Source organism: Streptococcus sp. LYSM12, from assembly GCF_004569635.1.
GTDB lineage: Bacteria > Bacillota > Bacilli > Lactobacillales > Streptococcaceae > Streptococcus.
In genome coordinates this window covers 25031-37436 of sequence record NZ_SPOZ01000008.1, presented here as the reverse complement: position 1 = coordinate 37436, position 12406 = coordinate 25031, and the positions used below count along the sequence as shown (strand labels likewise).

Annotated in this window: 9 protein-coding genes; all 9 read left to right on the top strand. The window is 40.4% G+C overall.

The window, feature by feature from the left end:
- Positions 1 to 879: 879 nt before the first annotated feature.
- The 9 genes from E4T79_RS03775 to E4T79_RS03735 all read left to right on the top strand — a co-directional run bounded on the left by E4T79_RS03775 (position 880) and on the right by E4T79_RS03735 (position 12398).
- Positions 880 to 4968, top strand: coding sequence for a bacterial Ig-like domain-containing protein (locus E4T79_RS03775; protein WP_135027958.1), 4089 nt, complete (start codon positions 880 to 882; stop codon positions 4966 to 4968).
- A gap of 473 nt (positions 4969 to 5441) precedes the next feature.
- Complete coding sequence (locus E4T79_RS03770) at positions 5442 to 5735, top strand: hypothetical protein (protein WP_135027956.1); 294 nt, start codon at positions 5442 to 5444, stop codon at positions 5733 to 5735.
- A gap of 662 nt (positions 5736 to 6397) precedes the next feature.
- Positions 6398 to 7159, top strand: coding sequence for a DeoR/GlpR family DNA-binding transcription regulator (locus E4T79_RS03765; protein WP_135027954.1), 762 nt, complete (start codon positions 6398 to 6400; stop codon positions 7157 to 7159).
- Positions 7160 to 7344: 185 nt separating this feature from the next.
- Entirely contained in the window at positions 7345 to 7767 is a 423-nt protein-coding gene (lacA, locus tag E4T79_RS03760) for a galactose-6-phosphate isomerase subunit LacA (RefSeq protein WP_135027952.1), read from the top strand.
- Between the two features lie 27 nt (positions 7768 to 7794).
- Positions 7795 to 8316 carry a galactose-6-phosphate isomerase subunit LacB gene (gene lacB, locus E4T79_RS03755; RefSeq protein ID WP_135027950.1) on the top strand — a complete coding sequence of 174 codons (522 nt, stop codon included), beginning with the start codon at positions 7795 to 7797 and terminating at the stop codon, positions 8314 to 8316.
- Positions 8317 to 8340: 24 nt separating this feature from the next.
- Positions 8341 to 9336, top strand: coding sequence for a tagatose-bisphosphate aldolase (gene lacD / locus E4T79_RS03750; RefSeq protein WP_135027948.1), 996 nt, complete (start codon positions 8341 to 8343; stop codon positions 9334 to 9336).
- A 172-nt stretch (positions 9337 to 9508) separates the two neighbouring features.
- Entirely contained in the window at positions 9509 to 10345 is an 837-nt protein-coding gene (locus tag E4T79_RS03745; protein ID WP_135027946.1) for a PRD domain-containing protein, read from the top strand.
- Between the two features lie 36 nt (positions 10346 to 10381).
- Positions 10382 to 10693: a PTS lactose/cellobiose transporter subunit IIA gene (locus tag E4T79_RS03740; protein WP_135027944.1), complete on the top strand. Its 312-nt coding sequence runs from the start codon at positions 10382 to 10384 to the stop codon at positions 10691 to 10693.
- Positions 10694 to 10712: 19 nt separating this feature from the next.
- A complete protein-coding gene (locus tag E4T79_RS03735; RefSeq protein ID WP_135027942.1) occupies positions 10713 to 12398 on the top strand; it encodes a lactose-specific PTS transporter subunit EIIC in 1686 nt (561 codons plus the stop codon).
- Positions 12399 to 12406: the final 8 nt, after the last annotated feature.

Here is a 12406-nt window from a genome sequence, read left to right as displayed (position 1 = left end):
CTGGAGTACGGCAAAGCGAGTTAACGAAATAATAAGAGATAAATGAAATGACTATACTAGGCAAGGAGTCGCAGGTAGTACTGGAGTACAGCGAGATGAGGGAACGAAGTAATAAAAAGATAAATGAAATGACTATAAATAAACGACCCGCTATGCGGATGTATAACAAAGGTTCTATCGTTTTTTCGTTTGCTTTTAGTACTAGGCAAGGTGTTGCAGGCCTTACTAGAGTACAGTAAAGTGAGTTAATGAAGCAATAAAAGATAAACGAAATTGACTATACTAAAAACTTCAAGCGCGATGCAATAAGGAGGTTCCAGTCTACGTAAAGCGAACAGCCACTTCTGAAGCACGATTTATTTTTTACAGTATGCTATGCGATTGAATATACCCTATAGTGTGAGTTCATTCATGTAGGATTGACTATACCATGGAGCATAGGTCTTTCCTCCTGCTACAAATACCAGTCATCATTTATAGGTGATTGAAAGTTGGTTGCTTTCTGAGAAAAGCATTGTTAAATAGTTTCTTTCGAGCAGTTTTATATGAGAGCATTGTTTTTATGCTAGATTTGCAGCGTAGCATTAATCAGTATTCTGGGAGTGGTCATTTTTCCCCTCGAAGAGCTACGGCTCTTTTTCTTTAATGCGAAGACTATTCTACTTTTTCAATACATTTTACTTATTTTTTTAGAAGATGAGAAATTACCTTGATTATTGTTTTTAAAGAGGATAGAATGAGGACGTAAATATATGTCAGGATAAGCTCGCTAGACTTTTGAAATATAAAGGAGGGAGAAAGATTTAATCTTCAAAAGGTAATGAGGTATTTGTGACATTGCTTATATACTAATATAGAAATTTGCAAAGGGAGAAGTAGATGAAAAACTATCATTCAGAAAAAAAGTGTTTTCATAGTATTCGGACACTAGCGGTAGGAGCCTGCTCTGTGATGATTGGAATGGCGTTTTTGGGTGGACCGGTTGTTTCCGCGGAAGAAGTAGCAGAAACAGAGGTAGACACAAGTGTCGTTACTGTAGCAGAAGAAAGCCCTACGATTGCAGATGAAACAGAAATATCAGTTGAAAATCTAGTAGCTGATGAAGAGATACCTATAGTTGATGAAGTCGTACCTACTCTTGAGCCGACTCCTGTACCAGCAGTAGAAAATAGAGCCGTACCAGCGGAATCAGAGCCTGAAACTGTTGTATCTACACCGGTAGAAGAAAGTGGAGAAGCACTCAAAGATGATGTCCATTTTCCAGAGGAAACGCAGTTACGACCAAAGGAAGTCAAGTTTGATACCTGGACTGATTTATTAAACTGGCAACCAGATGCTCGAGGCGACGATGCTTTGAATCGTGGTTCTGTTGAGCTAGCCAAGCGGCATCAAGGAGAAATCATCAATCCAAAAGCAAGCAGCGAAGCTAAGGTTCAAGCCTTGTCCAATATGAATTCTAAAGCAGAGAATCATGCTTCTGTCGGAGGTGAAGAATTTAAGGCTTACGCTTTTGACTACTGGCAATATGTGGATTCTATGGTCTTTTGGGATGGTCTCGTTCCAACGCCTGATGTGATAGATGCTGCTCACAGAAATGGTGTACCAATCTATGGAAGTCTCTTCTTCAACTGGTCTAGTAGCCAAGAGGACCAGGATCGTCTTGTTGAAGCCATGCAGCAGGATGAGAATGGAGGTTTCCCAATTGCCCGTAAATTAGTAGATATTGCTAAGTACTATGGTTACGATGGGTATTTTATCAACCAAGAAACTGACGGTCAAAAAGTGTCTGAGTTGCCAGAAAAAATTCGTGACTTTATGCTCTATATCAAGGAGTATGGCGAATCAGTTGGACATCCAATCAAGGTATCTTGGTATGATTCCATGACCAATTCTGGTCGCAGACACTATGTAAATGGTGTTAGTAAGGTCAATGACTACTATATCAAACCTGTAGATGGCAAAAATCCTGCGGATACAGTATTTGCAAACTTTAACTGGTCAAAACGGATAAATGATACTACCGTTGGTCATATGACATCAATTGGTCGCAATCCATTTGATGTGTTTGCTGGATTTGAATTGCAACAAGGGGGCTCATATCATTCGAATATCAACTGGAATGCTCTGATTGATAAGGATACAGGAAAGCTCCGTCTATCTTTGGGACTCTTTTCTCCAGATACCATTACTAGCCTTGGAAAAACAGGTGAAGATTATCATGAAAATGAAAATATTTTTTGGACTGGTTATCAAGGTAACCCAACAGGTAATAAGCCTACTGATAAAAAATGGTATGGCATCGCTAATCTAGTTGCAGATAGGACACCGATTGTTGGGCGAACTTTCCATACATCATTTAATACAGGTCATGGAAAGAAGTGGTTTGTAGATGGAAAAGTATCCAAAGATTCTGAGTGGAACTATCGTTCTGTGTCAGGGATATTGCCAACATGGAGATGGTGGGTGACAACTGATGGAACACCTTTAGGCATTCATTATGATTTTGATGATGCTTATAATGGTGGAAATTCCCTAGCTTTTAAAGGAGCAATTGAGCAACCAAGCAAGCAAGATGTGATGTTGTACTCAACCAAACTGGAGACAACAGCTAGCTCTACACTTCGCCTATCGTATCAAGGAGGAGAAGGAGCGATTGTTAAAGTTGGTTTAGCAACGACACCAGACTACAAGAATGTAGAATTTTATACCTTACCAACTGCAAGTGGGAGAGATTGGAAAACAGAAAGTTTTGATTTAACCAAGTTGACAGGTAAGACCATCTATGGAATCAAGCTAACCTTTGAGTATGATCGAGCTGTAGAAGACTACTCTTTCAAGTTGGGTGAACTATCTATTGTAGAGAATGATACAGCACCTGCTACTCCAACTGAGATAAGGGTAAAAGAGAAAAGTATCAAAAATGCCCAAGATGCGGAAGCTATTTTGCAATTCAAGGGAAATGACGATGCGGATTATTATGAAGTATATGCAGAAGTTGGCAATGAATGGAAATTGCTAACAGGATCATCTTCTACGACTGTTTATATACCAAGAGTAACTCGGACAGCTCAAGATACCGGCACTACACAACGTCTCAAGGTTGTTTCAGTCGGTAGGAACGGGATTCGTTCAGAAGCAGGAATTGCAGATTTTGATTGGGGATTAACGGTTCGTGACACGACTTTACCAAGAGAAGCAGCACCGAATGTGGTGTTAGGAGCTGTAGTCACAGGCACTAGCTATCCTCAAAATGGTGGAAATGAAGGCCCTGAAAGTATGTTAAATGGTACCATCACTAGTCTGTCGGATAAGTGGTGTATTACAGATACGAATGCTTCTGTGGATATCAAATTGACCCAGCCCCGTACGATTGTCCGTTGGGTAGTGGACCATGCTGGAGCTGGTGGAGAATCGGTCAATGATGGGTTGATGAATACCAAAGATTTTGACTTGTATTACAAGAATGAAAATGGTGAATGGCAGTTAGCGAAAGCTGTTCGAGGCAATAAAGCTCATACATCTGATATTATCCTTGACCAGCCAATCACTGCCCAAGAATGGCGTATGCATGTAATCACTGCGGACAATGGTACACCATGGAAAGCGATTCGGATTTATAATTGGAAGATGTATGAGAAACTTGATATGGAAACGCCAAATATTCCAATGCATCATGCCCTTGCGCGTGATTTGGGGAATAACCATATTCAACTTGGATTTAAAGACGTTCCTGCTAATACAACAATCCGGATTTATGATTCTAATGAAGCGCTAGAGCCAATTGCGGTGACAAGAACAGATCGAGATGGTAATCTTATCCTAGATCCGATTGCTTTTGACAAGCGTCCGTCTGTCCTCTATTACAGAGCACAGGCAGAGAATATGGACATGAGCAATCTGTTGGCAGTGGTCGTACCGAAAGAAGAGAAAGTTATCAAGACAGTAAGTTGGGAAAACCCAGTAATGAAACGGGTCTACAAAGATGGGGAAGCCTTATCCTTGGCAGGAGCTACAATCCGAGTATCCTACGGTAGTGGCGAAGCTGATAAGATTCTCCCACTGGCTCATACTGGTGTTAGTGTTGAACCTATTGCAGCGAATCAATATGGTGAGCAACGCTTGGCTGTTAAGTATCTAGGCCGTCCATTGGCTACCCCGATAACGGTCTATGTCTTGAAATCAAATGATACCCCAGCTACAGAGGTTGTTGGTTTAGAAGTAACAAAATTGCCTAAATCAGAATATGTAGCAGGTGAGGATTTGGTTTTAGATGCCGGACTGTTCAAGGCTTGGACAGCAGATAACCAGTCAGACGAACATAGATTGACTGATGAAGGTGTCACGGTGACAGGATATGATAAGAACCAGATTGGGGAGCAAATCCTTACGCTTACCTATAGGGGGGCAAGCACCCAGTATATGGTGCGCGTGTTGCCAAAAACAGTGACGGAAGTCCCAGCACCCCAACCGCAACCTCATCCGAACACTACTCCAGTTGATAACACGACTAAGGAAGAATGGAAGCCTACAGTGCGACCACCGAAAGTAGAGAAAGAGCCAGACGTGGTTGAACAAGAGCAACCGACTGCTCCTATCATCACACAAGTGGTTCATAATGAGCAAACAGACAGTCAAGAACCTGCTTATGTTCATCAGACTTCTTCAGAAAAACCAGCAAATGCTAGATCAGAGATAAAGGCTGAGAAAAAAGAAGAAGCGACCAAAGCAACACCAGCTTCTGGTGATAAGAGTAAGAAAGTAGAGAAGAGTACAGGATCTTCGTCAGTGACTAAGAAAGAAAAAATGCCTAAATCTTCTTCTGAAACGATGAAAGAAGCTAGGGCTGAGGAAGCAACACCTGCAAGTAAAAGCAATTCTGGACAAATTGCAGCAGTACTAGCCCTCGGAATAGCCGTAGTCGGTGCCATTTACTATTTTGTGATGAAAAATAGAAAAAAAGAAAACTAATTTCATCTGTTTAGAAAAAAGGGAATGTTCAAGAACTTGAAACTATCCAAAATAGATCTTGCTCTCTTTCTTAAATTCAGGTAACAACAGTTATTACCCTGACTCTTGTTATAGTCATTTCGTTTATCTTTTATTACTTCGTTACCTCGCTTTGCCGTACTCCAGTACAGCCGGCAGCTTCTTGCCTAGTACTAAAAGTAAACGAAAAGACTATATCTTAGAGTTAGGCAAGATGAGGTAACGCTGTGATAAATATGACACGATGATACTAAATCTGATGAGAGAGTGGGAAAGAACTCGATAGGTCAAAAAAGAGTTGGTTTTTCCTTATTTCCTCCATTCTAGCTTCTGTCTGAAACGGTCTATTCTTAGACCGTTTCACTCCCACCCCGCACAGCTCCAACGGTCACTACTCTGACTGTTGGAGCTTGGACATGAAGCGAATGCGTTCGCATCAGTCGTAGAGGCCGGATTTGGAGTGGGAAACAGGAACAAATATGACTAAAAAGCTCCACTGGAGCTTTTTAGCCTGTTCCCTTAAAACAAAAAGGAGCAGCAGTTCATTTCCAATTTTCAAGGGCATGATAGCAGCCATTGAAGCAATCAACCACTACGTCAACGTCATTCGGTTCATGAAATTAGAAAGCTGGGACTTATATCCCAGCCTCTTTTTCGTGAGTACTTCCCAGCAGTTACAGTCTTTGCGTTTGCTTTTAGTACTGGGCAAGGAGCTGCAGGCTATACTAAAGTACGGCAAAGCGAAGTAACGAAGCAATAAAAGATAAACGAAATGACTATATCTTGTGTTTTCTGAGAGTTTAGAATATCCTATGCTCCCTCAAATCAGCATGATACTAGTTGTTCAAGAAAGTATGGGGATTTCAATGTGAATAGAAGTAGCAGGTTCGTTAGAGCCATGTTGCAAGTGGGTCTTTGCCTTTCTACAAATTCTTCAAAGGTGGTCTTTCGTCTTGACTGATATAACTTTTTCCCTTTTATAGCCGTTTCGTTTATTTTTAGTACTAGGCAAGGAGTCGCAGGTAGTACTGGAGTACAGCAAGACGAGTGAACGAAGTATTAAAAATAAACGAAATAACTATACTATCTCACCCACTAGTATACTGACTGCTCTACCCATTTTTGGAGACGATTTCTAGAAGAAATTTCATATCTTTCAAGAATGGAATGTAAACCTCCTTGGCTGTGCGATATAATCCTGTGTATCTTATGCAGGGGGAAGCGGAAGAAGTTGATGTTTGGCGACGAGTATAGGTTGTTTTTCTTCAAGTGATTAGGAGAGTTAGTGATGCTCCTTCTTTACCTTTGTTTTTCTGATTTACCTAAAAAGTCAAACATTCTATGTTGTTTTTTTCAACATTTCAATCAAAATTTGATATAATGAAACTAGCAAAAGATAAAAGGGGAAGAGATGAACAAGCAGGAGCGTTTGGAAGAAATTACTAGATTGGTTCATAAAAAGGGAACGATTCGCATTTCGGAGATTGTCGATTTGTTGAATGTGACAGATATGACGGTTAGGAGGGATTTTAGTGAGTTAGAAGAAAAGGGGATTTTAACAAAGATTCATGGCGGTGCTAGGAGTAATAAGGCCTTTCAACTACGGGAGTTTTCTCATTCAGAAAAGCATGTTCAGAATATTGAAGCTAAGCGCTCTATTGCAGCAAAAGCAGCCTTGTTGATTGAAGAGGGAGATACTATCTTTTTAGGTCCTGGTACAACGGTGGCTTGTCTTGCTGAGGCGATTACTAATTCTAAGTTAACGGTGATGACGAACTGTCTCCCTATATTTATGACCTTATCCCCTAAAAAATCAGAAGACTTCCAATTATTTTTATTGGGAGGAGAATGGCGACAAGTGACTGAATCTTTTGTAGGAGAGATGACGAACACTGTTTTAGAAAGTATGCACTTCAGTAAGATGTTTTTTAGTGGTAATGCGGTTAAAGGAAATGATATTATGACTTCTACTCTGACAGAATCTTACACTCAACGGCTGGCTCTAAAGCATTCACTTGAAAAATATCTCTTGATTGATTCCAGTAAAATTGGTAAAGAAGATTTTTCCACTTTTTGTCAATTAAAAGATGTTACAGCAGTAATTAGTGATCATTTGACAGATGAAGAGCAGTATCGTTATTTGACGTCTTATACAGAGGTTATCAGTGAATAATGTTTAAAAAGTAGCGGTTTAAAGAAACTTCTGCTTTTTTTGTTTGGTTTATCGACAAAAACGAACAAAATATGTTGACTTTGTGTTTGGATTTGTGTATAATACAAACATAAAAGCGAGTCGCTTTTAGCTGTTTTGCAAAACATTTTTCCGGAAGAACACACAAGACACATAAGGAGAAAACAATGACAATTATTATCGGTGCTGATCCAGCAGGGGAAAAACTAAAAGACGTTCTTCATCATTTTCTCGTTGAACTAGGCTATTCGGTACTTGATGTAAGTAATGGCAAGGACTTTGTTGATACTACATTAGCGATTGCACAGGAAGTGAATAGACAAGAGGGCAATCTCGGCATTGCAATTGATGCTTACGGTGTTGGTTCTTTTATGACAGCGACAAAAATCAAAGGTATGATTGCAGCAGAAGTTTCAGATGAACGTTCTGCCTATATGACACGTGGTCACAATAATTCTCGTATCATTACCATTGGTAGTGAGATTGTGGGGGAAAGTTTAGCCCAAAATATCGTCCGAGGATTTGTAGAGGGTGTCTATGACGGAGGCCGCCACCAGATCCGCGTCGATATGTTAAATAAGATGTGTTAGATGTTATCGTAGATGAAGGAGAAAAAGATGAAAATTGCAGTTGGATGCGATCATATCGTGACCTATGAAAAAATCGCAGTGGTTAATCATTTGAAAAATCAAGGTTATGAAGTGCTTGACTGTGGGACTTATGATAGCGTCAGAACCCACTATCCTATCTTTGGTAAAAAGGTTGGAGAAGCAGTTGTCAGTGGCGAAGCAGACTTAGGAATTTGTCTTTGTGGAACAGGTGTTGGTATCAACAATGCAGTAAATAAGGTACCAGGTGTCCGTTCAGCGCTTGTCCGAGATATGACATCAGCCTTGTATGCTAAGACAGAGCTAAATGCAAATGTCATTGGCTTTGGTGCGAAAGTGACTGGCGAATTGTTGATGTGCGATATTATTGATGCTTTCATTCAAGCAGAATATCAGCCAACGGATGAAAACAAACAGTTGATTGAAAAATTAGCTAAAATTGAAAGCATCAATCAGGATCAAAAAGACAGCGCTTTCTTTGATGAATTCATTGAAAAATGGAATCGTGGTGAGTACCAGGACCCAGCCTAAAAAGTAAATCGGTGGAATAAGAAGATGACAGTAAAAAATCAAAAATATGCCTTAATAGAAAAAGTCAGTAACTCAGCAGGAATTATCTCTGCCCTTGCCTTTGATCAGCGGGGAGCTCTGAAAAAAATGATGGCCAAGTACCAGGATACAGAGCCGACAGCTGAAGACATGGAAGTCTTAAAAAGTATCGTATCAGAAAAGTTAACACCCTATTCTTCGTCTATCCTGCTCGATCCAGAGTACGGTCTTCCAGCTTCTCACATCCGTGCTAGTCAATCAGGATTATTATTAGCTTATGAAAAGACAGGATACGATGTAAGCAGCACTAGTCGCTTGCCTGATTGTTTGGTCGAGTGGTCTGTCAAACGCCTTAAAAAAGAGGGAGCAGATGCTATTAAATTTCTCTTATACTATGATATAGACGGTGACCCATATGTAAATTTACAAAAGCACGCTTATATTGAACGCTTGGGTTCAGAATGTGCAGCGGAGGGTCTTCCTTTCTTCTTGGAAATTCTAAGCTATGATGAGCAGATTCAAGATACTAATGGTCCTGAGTTTGCCAAGATTAAGCCGAGAAAAGTTATTGAGGCAATGAGGGTATTTTCTGATGAGTGCTTTGGAGTAGATGTTCTCAAAGTAGAAGTGCCTGTCAATATGGCCTATGTTGAAGGATTTGCACAAGGAAATGAAATCGTGTATACAAAAGAAGAGGCAGCGGCTTACTTCCAACAACAAGATGCGGCGACTCCACTACCATATATCTATTTGAGTGCAGGTGTGTCTGCCACTCTCTTCCAGGAAACGTTGAAATTTGCCCACGAATCTGGAGCGGCCTTTAATGGTGTCTTATGTGGGCGTGCTACTTGGGCGGATTCTGTCCAAATCTACATGGAAGAGGGAGAAGAGGCTGCTAGAAATTGGTTGAGAACGCAAGGTCGTCAGAATATTGAATCTCTGAACGAAGTGCTTGCTACAACAGCTTCCTCTTGGAAAAAACGGGTTCATTTACATTCGTAAATGTAAAGGTTTACAAGAATAGCGTTTCGTGATATAATTGTTCCAATAGTTTGCATAGAGTGGATTGTAACTAAGAAAATTAGGCAAGACCGCAGATGAATAGGGGAGAGGACTTCCTTATCTCATTTGTGGTCTTTTGTATTTAAAAAGGGTAAAGGAGATTATTTTGTAGATGTATCGGATTGTACAATCTTTAAATAATAATGCAGCTTTAGTTAAAAATGAACAGGGAGAGCAGTCAGTAGTGATGGGAATGGGAGTTGCTTTTCAGAAGAAAAAAGGAGATTTGGTTACTGCTCACAAAATCGAAAAGGTTTTTTCTCTCAAAAGTTCTGAATCGAAAGACCATTTCTTGATGTTACTAAAAGATATCCCGCTAGACTTTATTACAGTTACTTATCAGGCTATTGATCAACTATCTTATCGATACGATTATTCAATACAAGATTATCTCTATGTAACCTTGACAACTCATATTTACTGTGCGTATAAGGATGTTTTAGATCAGACCTATCAAGAAAGCAAGCTTCCCAATATGTTGCCAGACTATCCTATTGAATATCAGATTGCGACAGAAGCTTTGGCTATTTTCCGTCAAAAAATACTCCAGGATTTTCCAGAAGATGAAATCGGAAGAATTGCCTTACATTTTATTAATGCCAAAGGTGAGAAAGCAGAAGATCAGAATCTAAAAGTGGAAACATTGCAGGCAGTCTTATCTTTGGTTGAAAGAGAGCTAGCAACCCATGGTATTTTAAGGACGAAAGAAAATAGCAAATTTTACGACCGCTTGATGGTTCATTTGACCTATTTTATCCGCTATTCAGATAAAGAAAAAGATAGGTCTTCCTCGTTAGAACAGATGGCAGCAACCATGCAACTAGCCTATCCCAAGGCCTATGCATTAGGAGCACAGATCCATGATATGATAGCTGAGGAGTTAGGAATCAGTTCAAATGAGGGAGAAAAAATGTACATCGTTCTTCACGTTCAGCGTTTACTATCATAAACTCTATTATTCAACACATCAAAAGGAGGAAATAAAATGAATAGAGAGGAAATTACTTTACTTGGTTTTGAAATCGTTGCCTTTGCAGGAGATGCTCGATCCAAACTATTGGAGGCCTTAACAGCTGCACAGCAGGGTGACTTTGATTTGGCAGAACAGTTGATTGCAGCAGCTAATGAATGCATCGTAGAAGCCCATCATGCTCAAACCTCTCTTCTGCAAAAAGAAGCAGCAGGAGATGATTTGGCGTTTAGTGTGACCTTGATGCATGGGCAGGATCACTTGATGACGACTTTATTGTTGAAAGACATGATGTCGCATATGCTTGAACTCTATAAACGGGGTTAAGGATAAAAGGAGTTAGAAAATGAATGGATTAATTACACAAATTGAGAAAGCTAAGCCTTTCTTTGAGAGAATTTCACGAAACATTTATCTTAGGGCTATTCGTGATGGATTTATCGCAGGCATGCCAGTTGTCTTGTTTTCAAGTATATTTTTGCTCATTGCCTTTGTGCCAAACTCATGGGGTTTTTATTGGCCGGAGAATGTCGTATCACTTTTGATGAAGCCGTATGGTTACACGATGGGAATCTTGGCAATGTTGGTTGCTGGTACAACTGCTAAATCGTTGACGGATTCAGTTAACCGTAACCTGGAAAGAACAAATCAAATCAACTTTATTTCAAGCATGCTTGCTTCAATCAGTGGCTTACTCATCCTAGCGGCTGATAGTATTGAGGGAGGCTTGGCAAATGGCTTCCTCGGAACAAAAGGACTACTTTCAGCTTTCCTTGCTGCTTTTATCACAGTTACAATTTATAAATTCTGTGTGAAAAACAATGTGACGATTCGCATGCCAGAAGAGGTTCCGCCGAATATTGCCCAAGCCTTTAAAGATGTTTTCCCATTTGCGGGCTCTATTCTTTCGCTCTATGCCTTGGATATTCTTGCTCGCAATACAGTAGGTACAGGTGTTGCTGAAGCAATCGGTAAGTTCTTTGAGCCACTCTTTAGCGCGGCAGATTCTTACCTTGGGATTACAATTATTTTCGGAGCCTTTGCCTTTTTCTGGTTCGTAGGGATTCATGGACCGTCAATCGTAGAACCAGCGATTGTGGCTGTTACATATGCCAATGCTGAATTGAACTTGGGCTTAGTTCAAGCTGGACAGCATGCTGATAAGATCTTGACTTCAGGTACTCAGATGTTCATTGTCACTATGGGTGGTACAGGGGCAACCTTGGTGGTTCCATTTATGTTCATGTGGCTATGTAAATCAAAACGTAACAAAGCGATCGGCCGCGCATCAGTAGTGCCTACTTTCTTCGGTGTTAATGAACCAATTTTGTTCGGTGCTCCATTGGTGCTAAATCCAATTTTCTTCATTCCATTTATCATGGCACCAATCGTTAACGTTTGGCTCTTCAAATTCTTCGTTGATACATTGGGAATGAATTCGTTTACTACAAACTTGCCATGGACTACTCCTGCACCACTTGGTTTGGTAATGGGGACAAACTTCCAACTTCTAGCCGTCGTCCTTGCGGTTTTACTGGTTGTAGTGGATGTGGCCATTTATTATCCATTCTTAAAAGTATATGACCGCCAAGTATTGGCAGAAGAGGAAGCAGGTAAGGCAAACAGTCAGCTCCATGAAAAAGTAGCAGAGAACTTTAATACGTCAAAAGCAGATGCCATTCTTGAGCGCACTATTTCTGATAATACGATCACGAAAGAAACCAATGTTTTGGTCTTGTGTGCGGGCGGTGGAACCAGTGGTCTATTGGCCAATGCTTTGATAAAGGCTGCTAAAGAATACAATGTACCTATAAAAGCTTCCGCAGGAAGTTATGGATCTCACCGTGAGATTCTACCAGAGTATGACCTTGTGATTCTTGCACCTCAGGTAGCATCAAACTATGCAGACATAAAACAAGAAACGGATGCCTTGCAGATTCGCCTTGCGAAAACAGAGGGTGCAGAGTACATCAAACTGACCCGAGATGGCAAGGGAGCCTTAGCTTTTGTCACGAAACAATTAGAAGACTAGAGGTGGAA